19 protein-coding genes are annotated in these 19,496 nt (G+C 35.6%); 4 read left to right on the top strand and 15 right to left on the bottom strand.

The genetic code is table 11. The features are described from left to right. Positions 1–8: 8 nt before the first annotated feature. From C8D70_RS15555 to tssO, 9 genes are all read right to left on the bottom strand, one after another. Positions 9–545 (bottom strand): hypothetical protein, encoded by a 537-nt coding sequence (locus C8D70_RS15555; RefSeq protein ID WP_146212890.1) that lies wholly within the window; start codon positions 543–545, stop codon positions 9–11. Then, positions 493–1,341 (bottom strand): hypothetical protein, encoded by an 849-nt coding sequence (locus C8D70_RS15550; protein WP_110367883.1) that lies wholly within the window; start codon positions 1,339–1,341, stop codon positions 493–495. The genes C8D70_RS15555 and C8D70_RS15550 overlap by 53 nt, the downstream gene beginning before the upstream one ends. Continuing rightward, a complete protein-coding gene (locus tag C8D70_RS20870; RefSeq protein ID WP_181416142.1) occupies positions 1,328–1,498 on the bottom strand; it encodes a hypothetical protein in 171 nt (56 codons plus the stop codon). Before C8D70_RS20870 ends, C8D70_RS15550 begins: the two co-directional genes overlap by 14 nt. Positions 1,499–1,510: 12 nt before the next feature. Then, a complete protein-coding gene (locus C8D70_RS15545) occupies positions 1,511–3,436 on the bottom strand; it encodes a type VI secretion system Vgr family protein (protein WP_110367882.1) in 1,926 nt (641 codons plus the stop codon). A gap of 171 nt (positions 3,437–3,607) precedes the next feature. Then, positions 3,608–4,015, bottom strand: a complete 408-nt coding sequence (gene tssD, locus C8D70_RS15540) for a type VI secretion system tube protein TssD (protein ID WP_076596267.1) — start codon at positions 4,013–4,015, stop codon at positions 3,608–3,610. Positions 4,016–4,387: 372 nt separating this feature from the next. Further along, the gene (gene tssR / locus C8D70_RS15535) at positions 4,388–6,793 is read right to left on the bottom strand and encodes a type VI secretion system protein TssR domain-containing protein (RefSeq protein WP_110367880.1); all 2,406 of its coding nucleotides are present in this window, start codon (positions 6,791–6,793) and stop codon (positions 4,388–4,390) included. 47 nt (positions 6,794–6,840) lie between these two features. Beyond that, positions 6,841–7,752, bottom strand: a complete 912-nt coding sequence (locus tag C8D70_RS15530) for a PKD domain-containing protein (RefSeq protein WP_076596265.1) — start codon at positions 7,750–7,752, stop codon at positions 6,841–6,843. A gap of 47 nt (positions 7,753–7,799) precedes the next feature. Beyond that, positions 7,800–8,324 carry a type VI secretion system transmembrane protein TssO gene (locus C8D70_RS15525; protein ID WP_076596264.1) on the bottom strand — a complete coding sequence of 175 codons (525 nt, stop codon included), beginning with the start codon at positions 8,322–8,324 and terminating at the stop codon, positions 7,800–7,802. Positions 8,325–8,336: 12 nt separating this feature from the next. Continuing rightward, the gene (gene tssO / locus C8D70_RS15520) at positions 8,337–8,873 is read right to left on the bottom strand and encodes a type VI secretion system TssO (protein WP_076596263.1); all 537 of its coding nucleotides are present in this window, start codon (positions 8,871–8,873) and stop codon (positions 8,337–8,339) included. Positions 8,874–9,052: 179 nt separating this feature from the next. On the opposite strand from tssO, the gene C8D70_RS15515 reads away from it, so the two are divergent. From C8D70_RS15515 to C8D70_RS15500, 4 genes are all read left to right on the top strand, one after another. Continuing rightward, complete coding sequence (locus C8D70_RS15515; RefSeq protein WP_076596262.1) at positions 9,053–9,724, top strand: response regulator transcription factor; 672 nt, start codon at positions 9,053–9,055, stop codon at positions 9,722–9,724. 317 nt (positions 9,725–10,041) lie between these two features. Beyond that, on the top strand, positions 10,042–10,332 hold the full coding sequence (locus C8D70_RS15510; RefSeq protein ID WP_002984212.1) for an HU family DNA-binding protein: 291 nt from the start codon (positions 10,042–10,044) through the stop codon (positions 10,330–10,332). A gap of 367 nt (positions 10,333–10,699) precedes the next feature. After that, positions 10,700–12,259, top strand: a complete 1,560-nt coding sequence (locus C8D70_RS15505) for a ribonuclease E/G (protein ID WP_076596261.1) — start codon at positions 10,700–10,702, stop codon at positions 12,257–12,259. Positions 12,260–12,876: 617 nt separating this feature from the next. Then, positions 12,877–13,527: a response regulator transcription factor gene (locus C8D70_RS15500; protein ID WP_228408040.1), complete on the top strand. Its 651-nt coding sequence runs from the start codon at positions 12,877–12,879 to the stop codon at positions 13,525–13,527. A 272-nt stretch (positions 13,528–13,799) separates the two neighbouring features. Here the strand turns inward: C8D70_RS15500 and C8D70_RS15495 are convergent, their stop codons facing one another. The 6 genes from C8D70_RS15495 to C8D70_RS15470 form a co-directional block, all read right to left on the bottom strand. Further along, positions 13,800–15,311, bottom strand: a complete 1,512-nt coding sequence (locus tag C8D70_RS15495) for a carboxypeptidase-like regulatory domain-containing protein (RefSeq protein ID WP_110367878.1) — start codon at positions 15,309–15,311, stop codon at positions 13,800–13,802. Positions 15,312–15,322: 11 nt separating this feature from the next. Beyond that, on the bottom strand, positions 15,323–16,687 hold the full coding sequence (locus C8D70_RS15490) for a CsgG/HfaB family protein (RefSeq protein ID WP_110367877.1): 1,365 nt from the start codon (positions 16,685–16,687) through the stop codon (positions 15,323–15,325). Between the two features lie 24 nt (positions 16,688–16,711). Next, entirely contained in the window at positions 16,712–17,122 is a 411-nt protein-coding gene (locus C8D70_RS15485) for a curli production assembly/transport component CsgF (RefSeq protein ID WP_076596286.1), read from the bottom strand. 11 nt (positions 17,123–17,133) lie between these two features. Further along, positions 17,134–17,868, bottom strand: a complete 735-nt coding sequence (locus C8D70_RS15480; RefSeq protein WP_228408039.1) for a curli production assembly/transport protein CsgE — start codon at positions 17,866–17,868, stop codon at positions 17,134–17,136. Positions 17,869–17,875: 7 nt separating this feature from the next. Further along, positions 17,876–18,274, bottom strand: a complete 399-nt coding sequence (locus C8D70_RS15475) for a hypothetical protein (protein ID WP_110367875.1) — start codon at positions 18,272–18,274, stop codon at positions 17,876–17,878. A gap of 115 nt (positions 18,275–18,389) precedes the next feature. After that, a complete protein-coding gene (locus C8D70_RS15470) occupies positions 18,390–19,208 on the bottom strand; it encodes a hypothetical protein (RefSeq protein ID WP_110367874.1) in 819 nt (272 codons plus the stop codon). Positions 19,209–19,496: the final 288 nt, after the last annotated feature.

Genomic DNA, 19,496 nt, shown 5'->3' with positions numbered 1-19,496 from the left:
TTTAAAAGCTACTTAACTTCATTAAAAAAAATTTCATTATACTTTTCTATCGTTTTATCATCTGAAATATTATTAGCTTTATAAAAATCGTTTTTTGGCATCAATGTTTTCATAAATCCATGATGCTTAACCACATCTGATTCTCTTCCGATATAAATAACGTTTATATTATTATTTTCTTCATTCAAATAAATATGATTAATATGATCATTTGCATTTCTCATTACATTTTCAAATTTCAATATATTAACTAATGAATCTTTATAAGAAACATAAAGTTCATAGGTAGCACCTGCTTCCGTTTCTGCATTTATGTCATATTCTTTTCCTAAAAACAATAATGTATTTTCAGTTTTTGCTCCTCTATCATCTATCTTTATGATATTAATTTTAGTATTCTTCAATATATCTTCTTTTCCAAATACTTTAAATGTTTGTTCATTCATTTTTGTACAAGCTACAGTAGTTATTAATAATAATTGTAAGAAAACCTTAACGATGGTTGTTAAAAACCCCTTGATGTGTTGATTTAATAAGTTTTCCATTTTTATAGCAATTCATATTGTTAACTTTTAAATATCCTCCTTCTGCAAGTTTTTTCTGACTCAAATTGTCTTTATCGGGATGGTAACTAACAGCTTTACTTCCCTCACCTGCATTTCCTCCTACCTGATATGTATTTGATCGTATATCCCAACCCATACCGTCTCTTATTATACCACCCGTTCTCTTTTCATCAAGGCTTCTGGCTAAACTAGTAACTCTGTAGTCAGGATAAAATGATGGGAAAGATGAAGTGGATTGCCCCCATACTTCTACATCTTTAAAGTTTGACAAATTGGAAATATTCTGTGCAAAGTTTTTTGAGGCAAAGGAATTACCTGTGTTACAGCCATAAAACACACATTTTGAATTTACACCCCATTCTACTTTTATCTGTTCCCATCCGCACATAGCCATTTGATGAGGCCAATTATCAATAGGACAAATCTTAATTTCTTTATTATAAGATATGGGCCCATCTCCTCCGGCATGTGAAAACACTCCTAATTCACCAATTATTACTCTCTTTTTATCATTTTCAGAATGTTTTTCAATAATCTTAGGAATTTGCTCTACAATTTCATCTATGCTTTGTATTGGTATACTAAATGCTTTATGAATTTTATCATCATACCACGATTGTTTCTTTTTATTTTTCAAACGGGTTTGACAAGCTTCTGAAATCATATGCATTCCTTTATGATCTTCACTTACAAAAAAGAATAAATATAAAAAAACACTTTCTTTTACACTGTCTCTTTGTATATCTTCATATGTTCCATGACTAACCCCTGCCATCTGCTTTTATTTTTTTTGCGCTATTGAACTCCAGATTATCTTCTATTGCATCGAATATCATTTTTTTACTGGTACTCATGTGAATTCTCCCAGCTAAAACAGCGTCCTTATTTTGAGTAATAATTTTAATATTCGCAGCTTTTCTTATAATTGCCATAGACGTTAATTTTTAATGATTAGTCCCTTTTTCACCACTATTCATATGTACAGTCTTAGCACTTTGTATAAGAATATCATCTTCTGAACTTATAGCAGTCATTTTTTTTGCAAAAATATCAGACGTTGAAGACTGTCTTGTATAATCATTATCCACCATTTCTGTTCGGTTATCAGACATTTCCATTCTATTGCCCGTAGCAGTTTCTATAATATCATTACCAGCAGATATTGTGATATTATTTCCAACGTTTGTACTTTGGTTATTTCCCACCGTCGTCGTCATATTCTCTCCAACATTAATATTCATATTCTTACAGTTCAGGGTCATGGTTTCCGGTGCTGTAATGTTGATATTACTTCCGGTTGTATCCAGATGGATCTCATTTCCGCTTTTGTCTGTAATAATGATACTTTCATCTTCTGTGAAAACGACTCTGTGACCGCTTCGTGTTTGGATAGATTTTACCCGGTTGTCTGCTCCTCCACCAAGGCCTATTCCGCCATGAAACATTCCTCCCATTACAAATGGTCTGTCCGGATGACTGTGTACGAAATTAACCATCACCTGATCTCCTACTTCCGGAATGGCTACATAACCACGATTTTGTGTGATCTGATCGGTTCCTCCGGCATCAGGGCTCATTACTCTTACAAAGTGAGTGTTATCATTCATCTGCCAGTCGAATCTTACCTGAACCCTTCCCTGGCCTTCCGGATCAGTATTGGAAATTACCGTTGCAATCTGTGGCTGGGCAGCCGGTACCGTAAATTCCGGTTTGGGCAGAAAACCCGTGTCTGCGGCAATGGATTCGAAAGTTCCTGTGTAATGTCCGATCGTATCAATTTCATGAACGGCTTCTGTCACCATAACCTTCGTAAAATAAGATGTTTCACTGCTGTCCGGCTTTCTCATATGAATATCCGCAATACATCCGGGATGCAAAAAAGGAACGGTTGTAGATCCGGAAACTGAAAATACATTAACAGCCTCGCTTCCTGATGAACTTCTTTGAGAATGCTCTATATCCAGATGCGTTGTTGCTTTGATAGGTGCAACCTGCAGTGCCGGGGTTTTATATATCTTGTCATTGTGACTGTATGCTGTACGGGCAAGATCGCCTAAATGGCTTACCGGAGTTTCTCCTGAAGTCAGCTTTTCATGTTTACTGCTGTTATAGCCATAATACTGAGGCTTTGTATGAACAGCTTTTAGTTCTATTTTAATATTATCTGCATTGCTTCCGTATAACAATTTTATAGGCTTATTCTGCGGAGGAAGCTTTCCAAAATGCAAGACTTCACCATCATAATAAAATTGTTCCCCATAAGCTTCTGCCATTCTCGCCAGATAATTATAATGGGTTTCGTTATACTGGCTGCTGTAAATAATCTGGGAATAATCATTGGTATCGACTCTTATATCAAACCGCTCTTTATCTATTCCCTGTTTTATTACTTCTTTGGCTATGATGCCCATATTAACAGGCTGGCTGCCACCAAAACTCTGAATATGCGGAGCACCGTCCAGCAAGATCGTAGGGCTGTATCCGGAAAGCACAATATTTCCCAGACTCATTTTTTCCTGACTGAATCCTACTTTGGTAATGATCCCGACAAAATTCCTTTCCGGACTTTTCTCAATATCTTTGTAGGAAATGACTGCTGTAAGACGTTTACCCAGAAATTTGTTGGCTTCTTCAAGGGTATGGCTTTGCCTTTCTCCCAAAGCATCGTGAGCAAGAATAAGATTGAATTCGTGGTGATGCCCCGCTTTTTGTTTAAGGGTGAAATGTTTATAGTACTTAATAATTTTACCTTCTACAACCAGTGATAATTTGACCAGCCGGTTGATGCCTGCGTGATGATTCTCGGATATTCCGTCTGCATTCTGTGAAGGACGGAAGGAAGATCCCTTGGTCTTTGATTCGGTTTTCATATGCTTTGTGTTTGTGTTGGGTATTAAAGATAACAAAATTTACATAACAGACACTATATAAATATGTTATAGAATAAAATTTCAGGTATAGTTTTTTCATTCAGGCAAAAAAAGACCGTCTTAAATAGGGACAGTCTTTCTTCTTATGAATGTTGATAATATGTGTCAATCTTAGCTGGATGGCCATAGCCCTGCGTATTGAGAAGTACCGTAATCAATGGTTTCTGCACTGATGACGAAGCTGATCAGCATACTGTTGCTGTCTACTGCGTCGAAGTCTACTTCATGCTGGATGACGTATCCGTTTTCCCATTTCAAAGTGATCAGTGTTCCTTCTTCGTGAGATTTGTTGAAAGTAATTTCTCCTACTGTCGGCTTATATTTACCGTTTAGTAAGCTTTCAAGGATATCTGACTTTTCAGTAGCTTCTACCGTAACCTTGATTAATGCATTAGAAGGATCTGATGCTACACGTCCTGAAACATCTGTAGATCTTGATACGCTGTAGTTCATTTTTAACAGCTTCTGCCCTTCTCCATTATTGAATTTTAAGATTCCTCTTGAGTTTCTTTCGGCCATTATTAGTAAATTTAATCGTTAGTAATATTTTGTGATTCGGTGATTGTGTTAGCAAATATAGAGGCTCTTTTCCGCTAAAAAAAACTTTTCCTTATAAATCTGATATTTTGTAGTAGTTCTACGATTTGTTGTCGTAATTCTACGACAATGGATTTACAAACCACACCGTAACATCCATTAATACAGTGTTTTAAATTATATCTCAGTTTTTAGATAAAAAATATTTTTACACTTTAAAGAGAAATAAACAGAGTATAGGTTTCAAAAATTCAAAGTTTAAGGTTTACAATTAATCAATATATGTGACCTCACTTTAAGACACAAAAAAAGCAGAAGATATACTCCTGCTTTTAATATCATAAAATAAATTTCTTAATGCTTTGTGTATTCCGGTTGTTCTGTTGGAATTCTGGATGGCGTAAAGTACTCATTAAGCCAGTAGAAAGTCTGTCCGTTCTGCTGAATTTTTACAGCCGGATTGTTTCTGTTGGCAAGCAGTCTGTCTGCTAAGTTCTTGTAGTGCTGGAAATAATTTTTTACCGTTTCACTAGGAACCACTTTTGATTTTTTCCAACCTTTCAGTTTATATTTAGCCATCAATTCTTCTTCAGAAAGGTCAAATCCGGTACTCATTCCAATAGCGTAAGACATTGGCAGCTCATAAAGTGCTCCTTTATCTAAGAATTTTATTGTAGGATTATACTTTTTCAGCAGCTTTACATACTCCTTTACTGCTCTAGCCTGGTTAAAGTCTGCACGGTCTGCCTGAGTATTTCTGTAAACTTCCGTATAGAAAGCTTTTAAGTTATCATATTCCGATTCAGAAATAAGGATTCCCTTTTCTATTCCTGGCGTAAACTCTTTCAGCTCTTTTGGAATATATCCTTTCACAAGGAACGGGCTTCCATAGTTGATCAGCTGTGCAGCAATTCCGGCAGAAACCGGATTGGTTAGTCCGGGATACAGGTATTTATATTTTAAATCTACATCTGTTCTCCCTGCTCCTACGGATGAATGGAAATATTCATTAAGAGATTTATCAACAGTCTGATTATCTAAAGTAACTTGTGCAATAAGACTGTCAACAGACTTTTTAAGGAATCCGGGAGTGGTAATATCTCCTTTTTTAGGGAAAATAACAAATCCCTGAGACATGCTCTCTTTAGGATAAGCTAAAGAGAAGAATCCCGTATCGCCTTCCACAAGGCTGAAATTATTTTTGGTTAAAACATCATATTGGTTGATGATCTTCTGCTTTTTAAGTTCAGCAATGTTTTTAGCTGTATTCGTTACCACATTTTCTGCCATCAATACAAAATCGTTGTAAGTATCAGATGATCTTGCACTGGTCTGGAACATGATTAATCTCGCCTGAGCCTGTGTTAACGAACTGATTACGCTGTACATATTTCCGCTTTGATTGGCAGAAGTTCCTACAGTTATAACAATATTGGTTTCATCAGAAACATTTGAAAGAAGATTCCCTGCTGCAGTAAGCGCCTCTCCTACCGGCTGATAGCCATTATTGCTTGCACAGTTCATTTCATTGGTTTTCTGATCAATAAATGTCATGATTTTACTGTAGTCTGTACTTAAGTTGGATACAGAAATATTATCTCCACATGGATTGTTTTTGTATAAAACCACACCATATTTAACGTGATTAAAATAAGATGGTTTTTCAAATCTCAGCTGAAGATCCTGTAAAAGTGATTTTACGATAGGTGCATAAGGTGCATTGGCAGCACTTACGTCTAATGCAAAAACAATATTGATATTTTTATCTCTTTCCGTAATCTCTCTGTAGCGATCAAAATAAATAGGCTCACCCAATACATTGGATACAAAGTTCTTGCTGTAATCTAAAATATTGGTGAAATATTTTGTCTTGGTATCAGGAGTTGGAGTTTCTTCTAAATGAAGATTTACCGGGAAGATATTTTCCAGAGGTGTTCTTTTGTTTACATCAGTAAGAAGAACAGCTGTTTTGTTATCAGCATCTGAAGCAGATCCGCCTGGATGTCCTTCATGGATTCCCAATGCCGTATCATTAATTCCTGTTGTATTTTTTAATTTGATCGCAGAACGTTCTCCCCAGCTGGAAATTACATTTGAGCTTACCCATCCGTAAAGTCCTTTGTTGATACTGTCCATATCAACAGATGGTTTTTTACCTACCAGGAAACGTTTATTATTTTCAGCCATCTTGTATACGTAAACAATTTGTCCGTTAGGAATTTTCACGTTGGCTGTTTCAATAAGACTTGGTGAATTAAACACCATAATAGAGTCGTTTTTGTAGTATCTCTCGGCATTTCTGATGACTTCGCTGTTATTAGGTACTACTGCTACTCTTACAGGATACCCTGTTTTTTCGCTTTTTAAGGCATTATTCCAAAGAAGGAGGTCAGATTCCTGAATCCAGCCATATGTTTTGACTGATTTTGAAGAAATCTTTTTCATTAAAGCATCCGGAACATATTCCGCTACTTTTACCATTCCGTCTCTATGTTTTAAAACCATTAAAGGTTCAAGGAATTTTACTTCTTTGTAAGACTTCTCATCATCTTTATCCAGATAAGCCGTATTTCTTGATCTGTCTGAAATAACAATCCATGGAACTGACTTTTTTGGATATCCGTTAACGACAGGGGAAGCATCCACCTGCCCATACTGTGAAGGTTCCGGGGTTTTCTTTGACGGGAGCTTTACCTGGCAACTCGTTAATAATACTGATAACCCTATATAATATGCTGCTAGAGGAAATGTATTTTTCATCCTATTTAATCTTTTTATGATTGGTGCATCCGTAAGACCGGACGAAATTATTTGCTTTGATTAATATCTACTTTCGTTACACAGTTCTGTGTATCATCCAGATTTACTTTTACCGTCTGGATCACTGTATTTTTATCAAACTGAAGGCCTGCACAATACATGTAGAAATTATTTACTTTGCTGTCATTTACTTTTACCACTGTATTTTCATTGTTACACAGATACGTTTTCAACAGGTAATTGTAATGCATATTGAAACTGTTTCCGTTAGCAATCTGCTGCAGGTGATATTTGAAATCATTATCTACTTTTGCATAAGAGTCTTCTACTGAAACTTCATCTTCTGCAAGAGCATCATAAGCCGGAAGGATTTTAATACGGTGATAAATAGGATCCTGGCTTTGTTCTGTGTAAAGAGTTACCAGATAATCTCCGGGTTTTTTATAGGAATAGATAGTGAATTTATCCTTAGCATCTGTATTCCCGGACTCACCAAATTTCCATGCAAACTGCTTTGCTTCGGAAATAGCACGGAAGGTTACATTCTCGTTCTGCATCGCCTGGCTCACAGCTTCAATAGTTGTTTTTGCTGTTGCAGTATCTTTTGGTTTCTGAACGCTTCTTGCACTTACCATTACAGGGAAAGATTTCGTATACTTATTGTCCACGATCAAACTTACCTGGTAATATCCTGGCTTATTATAGAAGTGAATACCACTGTTTTTGTCTGAAGTTGTTCCATCTCCGAAATTCCATCTTTTGGTTTTCGCAAACTGGGTTTTATCTTCAAATAAAAGTGTATCTCCCACCGCCAATGAAGACGGATAAACCACCCCAACAATATCATCGGCTGAATGTATTACCTTTTTCTGCAGCCACAGAGCAACCAATGCAGCAATCAGCAACGTTGCAATAACACCGATAATAATGTTTTTCTTGTTCTTTTGAAAATAATTCATAGTTAATAATTGTGATGTGTTGTTTAAAATTCCTAGTATCCATTTGCTTACTGCATTCTTGCTTTCAGATCCTGCTCGCGCTGATAGAGCTTATTCTGCTTATCTTTAAATCCGATTCTGCATTCATCTACCTGTTTCTGGAAAATTTTAATGTCTTCCGAGGTTGTTGAAATGACTTTTTTATCATCAAAATACATTTTATAAAATTTTGCGATCTGTGGATAGGCATCTTTACGGATATCCACAACGTCAGTACTATTGAAATAGCTGTTAAGATCATTCACTCCCAGCTGGATATTGTTTTCGATAAAAGGCTGTGGTCCGTCATTGGTAAGTTTGGTGATCATGGTATAAGTACTGTCCATTATGGGAAGAACAACTTTCTGATGCTGTTCAAATTCGGCTTTCTGTTCAAGATTCTGAATACCTCTTACATCTTCATCAGAAAAAGGAGATACAAATCCTTTTAAAAAGATCACTCCCAAAAATAACATTGCTGTTACCAGCATCAGTATTAAATAAAAAAACTGATAATGCCTTTCTTTCTTAGATAATGTGATTTGTCCTTGCATATCTTTTTCTTTTTATCTTCTTCTTTTACTTCCTGTGAAATTTCTTGTAGGGTCTTTTCTAAGTTCATTATTGGTTACTTTGATCTTTCCCATACATTCATCAAGATCTCTCAACACTGTTTTCTTCTGATATTCCACTTCAATGATCCTGGCTTTTAAATTCATCATGGGTACAATCTGTTTCATCAGTACAGCATAATGTTTAAAGCTTTGTACACTGTCTTTACCCATAATATTTTTAGCATCTCTCACATTATCCATAATACTGGTTCTGAGAAATACTTCATTCTCCACCTTATTAATGCTAAGCTGGTTCATTTTGTCGTAAATATCATCAATGTGGTCCTTAAGTACATCACTTCGAAGCATCAGTTCTTTATAAGCTTCTGCTTCACGGCTAATTCCTTCCCGTTGTATATCATAACTCTTAAAGAAGAGAAATAAGCAAGTAAAAGATACAGCCGACAAAACGACAAATGACAGAATAAACTTCCAAATGCCCGTTCTGACGTCAGATTTGTTTAATTTTTTTTCTCTGTTAGAAGACATAATTTGCGATTTGTTTGGCCTGTGAAAATATAAAAAAAAAAATTTATGCACAATACGTAATTTCCCCAAGCCTGTTTCGTGAAAACCCTGATTAAATTAATATTAATTTTCACTTTGATAAGTTTTTCATAAATTAGACCTTTAAATTTCAAATATCATTCGCCAAATCGATATTAAGAATGAGTAAAATATTATCTAATACCGTACGTTTTTCCATTGCTGACAGTGATTTTTATTTTAAAAAAATAATGATCAAAACACTTATGGAAAATCCTTTCTATATGCTTCTGAATGACTGTAACAATGGGCATGAACTGGTAAACAGAATCTACAGAAGACAGGAAGATGTGTTCATTATTGAACTCTTCATGCCGGTATTAAGCGGAATTGAGGCCATAAAGTACATCAGAAAAAACAATACGGAAACACCCATCATTACCTATTCCGGCACTTATCAGGAAGATATGGCCGAGATCCTTTCAAAAATTCCTAATATCTATTACTGCCAGAAAAAAAGTACAATCATAAAGGATATCATTAAAGGAAGTATTGCTTCTGAAGACTTTGACTATCAGGCTTATTCCAAAGAATGGGAGCAGCAGCCTCTTGCTGTACAGGAGTATATGGACAGGCAGAAGAAAGGACAGGAGGAGCTTTCACCGGCAGAAATACAGCTTATGAGATTCTGCTATGAAGGATTAAGCAATAAAGAAATTGCAGAAAAACTTAATCTGAGCACCAGAACCATAGATACCTACATCAACAGGCTTACAGAAAAGCTGGGATTAAAAACCAAGCTTCACCTTATCCGTTTCTGTGTGGAAAACGGATATTATAATTCCAGTTTATAAAATTTCTGATTTCAGTTAAAAAATTCAATTACGGGTTACAAATGAGGGTAGATACGAGGATATTAAAATATTATGCTCAAGGTTAGAATGCGTTGTAAAGCCTGCTACAACCAGCATTTATTAAATTTTATTCATTAAATTTTCATACCTTTATCCGGTTACATTATTTTATTGTTAAATTATTATCACCCGCCCTTAATATAGTGTATACATAAAAAGTCCAACTCTTTGAATAAAAATATTTTGCCACTAATTTGCTAGTATTCAATTTTTTTAACTAAATTTGCACACCTAAAATTTAAAATTAAAATAAGGAAATGACAAAGGCAGAATTGGTAAACACCATCTCAAATAAGTTGGGAACAGAAAAGAATGAAACACAGAAAGTTGTAGAAGCTTTTATGCAGGAGATCAGAACTTCTATGTATAATGGGGATAACGTTTATCTAAGAGGTTTTGGATCTTTTATCATTAAAACAAGAGCTGCTAAAACAGGAAGAAATATTTCTAAAAACACTGCAATTGAGATTCCTGCTCATAACATTCCTGCTTTCAAACCATCAAAATCTTTTGTTGAGAAAGTAAAAACTAAAGTTGCAGTAAAATAAGAACATTAACTGAATATTAACTAGTTACTAAAAAATTAAAATTATGCCAAGCGGAAAGAAAAGAAAAAGACACAAGGTTGCAACTCACAAAAGAAAGAAAAGAAGAAGAGCAAACAGACATAAGAAAAAATAATCTCTTTTTTTCGAGATTTACAATATAATAATATAGTTGGTGGATTTAAATTTTTAAAGTTCACTAACTATATTTTTGTTTGCAACTATAAGATTCCGCGGAAAACGGAGGGTTTCAAATATTATTTTAATAAACATATAATGGTTTTCATTCAAAATCCTTATATTTAATAGATGAATTAATCGATAAAAACATCCACTTCCTATAATCTTAACAATTTTATCTTATTAAAAAATGAAGAAAGAACTAATAGTTTCGCATGAAGATGATCTTACAAAGATTGCGCTGCTGGAAGACGGAAGACTATGTGAACTTCATGAGCAAGAAGACAAAAGCGATTTTATAGTTGGAGATCTGTTTATAGGAAAAGTAAAAAAACTGGCACCCAATCTGAATGCAGCATTCGTGAATATCGGATACGACAAAGATGCATTTCTGCATTATCAGGACCTGGGGCCTCAGTATCTTACATACAAAAAGTTTTTAAAAGATACTATTTCTAAAAAACAAAGCACTTCGAGCTTAAAAAATTTCGAGATACAACCCGAAATAGACAAAAACGGAACGGTAGACAAAGTGATCGTAAAAGATGACCTGGTACTGTTACAAATTACCAAAGAACCAATTTCTACCAAAGGTCCCAGAATTTCTACCCAGATTTCACTAACAGGGCGATTTCTGGTTTTAATTCCTTTCGACAATAAAGTTTCTATTTCCAAAAAAATCAGAAGTTCTGAGGAAAAAGAAAGGTTGAGAACCCTTATCGACAGTATTAAGCCTGAAGGATTCGGAGTAATCATCAGAACTGTAGCGGAAGGAAAAAAAGTAGCAGATCTGCATAATGACATGAACCAGCTGGTTCAGAAATGGGAAAGCACTTTCAAAAATATCCAGAGAAATAAAGTTCCGTCTAAAGTTTTAAGCGAAGAAGACAAAGCTTCAGCTATTTTAAGAGACAATTTTAACCAGGACTTCGTGAATATCATTTGTGATGATGAACAGATGGTGACCGAAATGAAGAATTACATTGAAGTAATTGCGCCTGAAAAGAAAAATATTGTCCAGTTTTATGATTCTCATATTCCGCTTCTGGAATATTACAATGTTGAAAAACAGCTTAAACAGAGCTTCGGGAAACATGTAAACATTCCGAGTTCCAAAGGAGCTTATCTTGTTATTGAACACACAGAAGCACTTCACGTTGTGGACGTCAACTCCGGAAACAATATTACTACCGGAACGGCTGTCAACAAAGAGCATGCACTGAAAGTGAACAAAATGGCTGCTACAGAAATTGCAAGACAACTCCGCCTCCGCGATATGGGAGGTATTATTGTTATCGATTTCATAGACATGCCGAATTCTGATCACAGAAGAGATCTCTACGAGCATCTGAAAGAGGAAATGAAGCGCGACAAAGCTCGCCACAAAATCCTTCCTCCTAGTAAATTTGGCCTGATCCAGATTACCAGACAGAGAAACCGTCCGGAAAAACAGATCGAAACCAAAGAAGAAAACCCGAACAAAGACGGAGAAATTGTAGCTCCTATTGTTATCGTGGAAAGAATGGGTGAAACCCTAAGAAACATCCTGCAGAAAGAAAAAGGAAAGATCTACCTGCATGTACACCCATTTGTGGAAGCCTACCTTACAAAAGGCATTAAAAGTATCCAGATGAAATGGTTCATGAAATACAAAAAATGGGTAACCATTGTTCCGAGAGATTCTTTTAAATATTTAGAATACAAAATCTACAATGCCAAAAAAGAAGAATTGATAGAATTCTCTAATTAAAAAATTTAAAGAGGCTGTCTCAAAAGTCAAACAATCTGGCTTTTGTCATTCTGACGAAGGAAGAATCTCATTGATAACCAAACATATGAGATTCTTCACTACATTTCATTTCGTTCAGAATGACACTTTTGAGACAGCCTCTTTTTTGTTTTGTATTTATAAATATAAAATATGATCTACCCTTTAAGTTTTGGCTGAAACCGATAAATTTTAATGACAAGATCTTTTATCTTTTGATAAAACACAGGTATGATGGCAGAAAAAGCCAGTTGAATTGGTTATTTTAGAGAAGTTACCCTGCCTCCTGCGGCAATAATTTATGAAAGAAAAGCAGAACAGCTACATCATAAGCTAATTCTGATAGTTTTCCGCTAAAACATATCCCCAGCATGTTATTTATATAGCACCACATTTCAAAATAAACTCTAAAAAAGACCATTAATATTAGGTTTTAACAATAATAACTCCAAAAAACTCTACAAAAAGAGAATTATTTAATAAAAAATTAATAAAAATAACATTTTACTAATAATAAAAACATAATACTTTTAAAATATTTATCAATTTTAATCAAAATGTAAAGTTTTTTTCCTATTTTTATATAAACAAAACAGACCATGATGAAACCAAGATTGACCATTTTTGATGAACCCATGCTGTATACAGAGGGATTATCAAGACTACTTTCACAAAGTAATATTTTTAGCACTATAGATATTTGTAATTCTTTAGAAAACCTCTCCAAAAATTTAAAAGAAACGCCCCCGGAAATGCTTGTTATGAGTTCCAATATGCTTATGCTTTCGGAAATCTGCAAGTTGGTGGAAAGTATTATTTCAGAGCATAAAAATACCAGAATCACAATCATTGGAAGTTCATATGATGTAATTGACATCCGAAAACTCTTCAACAAAGGGATTAAAGCTTATCTCGATAAAAATTGTACCTACGATGAATTTCTTAAATCCATCAATGTTTTGCTTCTTAATGAGATCTACATCTGTGATCATGCAAAGGAAAGAATGATCAATTTTATCAGTAATGAACAGGGCAAACACAACCCACACATCAAAGAACCTCTCACCCGTCGCGAAATGGAAATTCTTAAACTCATCTGTGACGGATGCAGCAGTAAAGATATATCAGAAAAATTATTTATCAGTATCAATACGGTAGAAACACACCGAAAAAGAATTCTTTTGAAACTCAATGCGAAAAACTCAGTCGGAATTGTAAAATATGCAATAGAGAATCATATCATCGACTGAAAGACTTCCATGAATTACTCAAAAAATTCCAGACTTTGTAAAGCATGGAATTTTTTTTACTCCTGATTTTAATTTCAATAATTCTTCAGGGAAATTTTTATTGATACATACAATCAAAATCTATAAGGTAAAAAGTGAGGCAGAGAAATAAGAGACTTAACAATTAAAAAAGTATTTAATTCATTTTAAATTTATCTCTAATGGGTACAGATCATCTCTCCCACCTCACTTTACAACTAAAACCTTGGACTTTGAACGCTAAACGTTATATATTATTCATAATCCGGCATTTCTCCATTACTAAACAGTGTTACCCTTGTAAGATCAGTCATCGTACTATTGAGGTCAACTACCATTATATTTCTTTGCGAAATATTATCGTTGGAGGTATTCATAAAGATAATCTGAGCATTGTTCGGGGAGAATCTTGGATCGAGATCATTAGTTCCCATTACTTTTTCGCTTTCTGCAGAAATATCACTTACAGCATCTGTAACAAGGTTATAGATAAAGATATGTGAATCCAGCTGACGGTAATTTCCGCTTCCGTCCAAATATCCGGAAACATCACGGGTAAAGAGAAGAAACTGTCCGTCAACCGAGAAGTTCAAACCTCCGCTGGCCCCTGCTGTACCAGACAATACAGTTTTAAGAACGGCTCCATTGACATCGATCACATAAATTTTAGTGTTATATCCGTTATAATCATTGGTTTTCAATGCTATTTTACTACCATCGTAGCTCCAGTCGCATTCCGAGATCATACTTCCATCCGGAGTTGTATACACTAAGCTCAGACCGCTTCCATCTTTATTAATTCTGTAAAGTTTATTAAAGTTGGAATAAATAAGTTCCTTACCATTTGTACTCCATGCAAAGTCCATTTCATAATTATTGAAACCTGCAACAGCAACAGTTGTTACTTTAAAAGGATTGGAACCATCCGGGTTGGCAGTATAAAGATGGGTACTTCCCCCTTCTGTACGAAGGAATGCAATGAGGCCGGCATTATTGTTTTTCCGTGGCCGCCAGCTATTATAGGAAGAATTGGTAAGCTGGAACTTATTTCCCTGGTCATCACTGGAAATGATCACAAAGTTTCCATTTTGTTTCTGAACGTAATGATACCGGTTGGCCGGAACTGTATTGGTGGTGAATTTACTGATAGAGCTTAAAACTGGCTGGTGAATGCCGTCCGAAACAGACACCTGCCAGAAGTAACTTACACCAAACTTCAGATTTGATAGCGTATAATGGTTTGCTGTCAAATCATTAACCTGAATCACATTAGTGTCAAGATTATTTTTAATTGTCAAACTGTATTTTAAGACATCCGCTGTATCGGGATCTGTTGCGCTCCAGGTTAATTCGACGCTCAAGGGTTGATTTACTGCGTTATCTATCGGACTTAGCAACTGGGGTGTAGCGGGAGGAGAATTCAATGAAGTATCATCATCCATCTCAAAAACTACTGTTACTACCTGATTTTGAGTTTGTATATTGACTGACTGAAAGCTTGTAATATATCCTGAAAGTTCTGCTTTTACAGAATAATTCCCCACTGGCATGGCAGGGATTTCAAATGAACCGTCTGTACCGCTGAAAACAGTTTGTGTCGTAGGATTGGTAAAAATTTTCACGTTAGGAATCGGTACATTACTGCCTCTTTTCACGATTTTTCCTTTTAACATTCCTGTTTGAGCCTGTTCCACAAGGTCTTCATTGCATGAAAACAGACAAAAAGCAAAGATGAATATGCTGAATATTTTAATTATAGTTTTCATTGTTCGTGTTTTTATTTGTTTCCGAAGTAAAAGTTGATTCCTATTCCAAAGCGCAAAGCCTGATCTTTTCTTTTCCCATTAACAAGGTCTTCCCAGTCGTCTTTGAAACCAAGGTCATATTGTGCGGAGGCTCTCAGTGAAAAATTCCGGCTGATCATATATTCCAGTCCGCCACCGAACTGTGCTTTATATTGAGGTTTATATTTTGAATACATCGCTCCTGCTCCACTGTATACAAATGGGCTGAATCTGTATTTCGGAAAAAGGATGTATTCCAGATTCACTTCAGGACCGAAGTAGTTTCTTTTTACAATATTTGAATTTTCAAGCGTAAAATAGCTTGCGTTCAGTTCCATATTCAGATAGGGAGTAAGAAAATATTTAAATCCTATTTTTCCACCAACATTCATCTTTGGACTTACATAGTCATCTTTAACTTTCTGCCCTTCCACATTCGCAAATATGGATACTTTCTGTCTGTAATCCTGCGGATATCTGCCTCCAACAACTCTGTCATTATTTTGCTCCTGCTCTCTGTTATATTCGTTGATTAAGCTTTGATATCCTCCATTCTCATCTATTGCTTTCCCCCATATTTTATCTCTGATCCCTTCAACAATCAGAGCTTTTACAGCCTTTTCTATCGCTTCTGTCACGGCGAGCTGAACAGGCTCATTTTGAGTAAGCCCTACTTCAGCTTCCAGTAGTCTTTCCGTATCAATATATCTGAAAAAGCTTCCGTTAACACTGGTTGAAAGAATGGTTTTAGAAGTATAAACCGTTTTAAGAATTTCTCCGTTAAGGGTAGAGACAGCACGGAGATAGATCGTAATTCTGTCCTGGCGGTACTGCGTGGAAGCACCGATTCCGAAATACCTTGCTCCAAGTCCTCCGGTCAGAATATTGCTGTCGTATGAGATAACGCCGCCTTCAAGAAGAATCCCGGCATATAAAAGAGGGGGAAGTGATTGATTGTTTTTGTCTGCATCCTTGATGTATTCCTGTCTTGTGGAACGGATGATCTGTCTTTCATTAAGTAGATTGGCAATATTTTCTCTTTCAATAGGGATAAACCAGCGGCTGTCTTCTAATGCTTTAATGAGAATGGTAGTCGTTCCCTGAGGGACTGCCGTACTCCAGTTGTTTCCATTTTCGGAAGGTTTATACTGGCCGGTCTGATCTCTGAATTTGTAGACTCCTATTACAATCTTTTCTTTGGGAAGCGGAAGATTTTTCAGTTCCGCAGTGGAAGAAGTAACCTCTCCCATTGTTGGCTTTTCGGGATCCGAAGGTAAGCCAAATATTGAACTACAGGCCTGCATAATGCATAGCAGGAAGATGCAGAAAAAGATTCTGGTATAAGTGTAGGTTGTCATGGTAAGTTTATTTTTAGTGATTTCCTATTTCGGAATTACGATCTCGGACTGATCGCCATTGCTGGTATCCAAAATATTGATTAAAAGTCCCTGATTAGTATTGGTAATTTGCAGATAAAGGGATCCGAAAAGGTAATTTCCGGGTTTTATGTTTCCATCACCAAACTGTTCATCAAACAGTTTTCTTGAAAGCTCACTGAGAATTTGTCTGTTAAGACTCTGGGTAAAACTATCAAGGGAATTCACACGATCCAGCAAATTGCTGTAATCATTTTTTTCATCAAACGGGTTCTGTGCATTAGCAGAGCTTAAAAGCCACTGGTAATTAAATGTATCTCCTCCGAAAGCAGGATTTACCGGCTTATAGACGAGCTGCTGAGCTTTTCCGTAGAAAACACCCGCAATACATGTCAAAATAATGATAAAGGTTTTCATGGCGGACATTTTTAATAGATAAATTCATTTTTTATAAGATTTTTTTTGGCATTAAATTCTTTGATGTATTTTAAGCTATAACCTAGCTGTTCTTTTAAATATTCCTCTGCCGGATTGGTCATAAAACTGTAAATAATTTTATCTTCCATCTGAATATTAATCTGACCACTTGTTCCACGGAGAGGAAGTTCTGAAATAGTAATTACGCTACTGCTTCTATCGGGAAGCTGACTGTACTGCATGTAAAACATATCATAAAAGTCTTTTCCTACTTTGGTTTTTGTATCATCTATAGTAAGCCCTCTGAGTTCGTAAGCAGCATCTTCTTCTATCTTAGCTGTTTTTTTCTTAAAAAGATCACTGTTCATTTCCAGACTGTCTTTGGCAATCAGCTTCTGGGTTTCTTCATCCCTGATGTAAAGGAAAGCTTTAAGAGCATCTTTTGATTCGAGATTCACATTGATTTCCGATAATACCTTTACTTCATTGGGGTTGACAGAAAATTTACCATTCTGCTGATTATTGGAGAGATTTCCGCCATTCCCTTTTTTAATAGAAACCAAAAGGTAATTCAGTTCTTTATAAACAGCGGTGTTATTGATGACTACAGCTTTCAACCTGACCTGGTTTTCAAGGAGACTACTCTCTATCCTGGCGTTTACTTTCTTATCTTCCTGCCCATAAACCCATACAGACAGGAAGGTAAAAAATGTACCCAGGCTGAGGGAATATAAAATTTTCATCATTTGTGTTTTAATAGTTTCTCATGAAAACTGTTTTATTATCTCCTTTTACATTAATCTGAATTCCATCCGAAATACTGTTGCTTCCTGTAACATCAATAATATTATTGTTTCCCTGTGAAGTAATAGCTGCTTTTGCTTCTTTATCTGTAAATGAATTGATAAAATATAGCGTATTAAAATCTCCAAACTGTTTTACTACAATATTCGTTCGGGCGTTAACGGAAAGTTCGGCATTATTATAGTCTCCCATCTGAATAATATCGGATCCATACGAACTCTGATCTGTCTGCTGCCTGGCTATAAGATTAAAGATTGTATTACTGTTTATCTTATCCCAGTCTATTTCCTGTGCATGTAGTGGCAACAATGTAAAAAGAGCCAAAACACTCCATCTTAAGTTAAACATAGTCTGTTTATTAAAGTTTCATGAATAACAAATCTGTCAAACTGAAGGTAAAAAGGAGAAACACTGTAGTTTCTCCTTTACAATTTCTAAGATTTACAGTATTTTGCTATAGGACTTAATTCGACTGGTTCACAATCATTGAGTTTCCATTACCCATCTGAGTTCCTACATGAACCTGGCTAACACCACTCTGAGCTACCCAGGTAAAGTTACCATTACCCATCTGAAGATCAATAGCTGAGTTTGAATCTCCTATCTGGAACTGATAAAGCTGGTTGGCATTACCTACCTGAAATCCTGAAGAACTGTTATCATCCCCTACCTGAACTGAGGCAGCAATATTACCTGTACCAACTTGTACATGAGTAGCACTGTTATCATTACCATCCTGATACTGAACAAGAACGTTATTATCACCTAGCTGAAGAGCGCCAGCATCATTTCTTCTTCCCAGCTGAACCTGATAAGCGGCATTACCAATACCTATCTGAATAGCAGAAGCATCATTTCTTCTCCCATCCTGATATTGAAAAACTGAGTTCCCTAATCCAATCTGTACTGAAGAAGCATCATTTCTTCTTCCGGTCTGAGTTTGTTCTGTAGAGTTAAGTACTCCTAACTGCCATGTTGAAGCAGAGTTTCTGTTTCCCGTCTGCATCACTTCATTTGAGTTCCCAATACCCACCTGGCCTACATCTATAGAGTTTCTGTTTCCGATACTTTGTGCATTATTGACATTTAAAATTCCTATCTGGTCGATATCTGCGGTATTACGATTCCCTGTTTGTGTAAGAGAATTCATGTTCAAAAGACCAGTTTGGTCTACTGTAGCAACATTTAAGTTTCCTGTCTGGGTAGTCACATCAATATTGAATTGTGCGAATCCGAAACTCATTGCAAATAGTGTAAGTACACCTGTAAGTAAGTTTTTCATCTTAGTAAAAATTAATTGGTTAATAGTAAGGCAAAGTTAGCTTGCCCATCAAAATGAAAAACCACCATCAAGGTGTAAATTTTGAAAATCACGGTTTCCAGTTGCTCATGTCATTATTTACCGTTACAAAAAAACATCGTTACAAAATATTGGTTTACAGTAAAATCCAATAACAGTGAATATTAAATTCTCTTGTATTATGATCTTTTCTAAGTAAACCCGACCTTTTATCTGTTCAAAACATCACAGCCCAGGGTTTTAAGCCCTTTTTTACAAACTGCATTCAAA

The sequence above is a fragment of the Chryseobacterium sp. CBTAP 102 genome (assembly GCF_003201365.1).
GTDB lineage: Bacteria > Bacteroidota > Bacteroidia > Flavobacteriales > Weeksellaceae > Chryseobacterium > Chryseobacterium candidae.
This window is presented reverse-complemented; position numbering and strand designations above follow the sequence as displayed.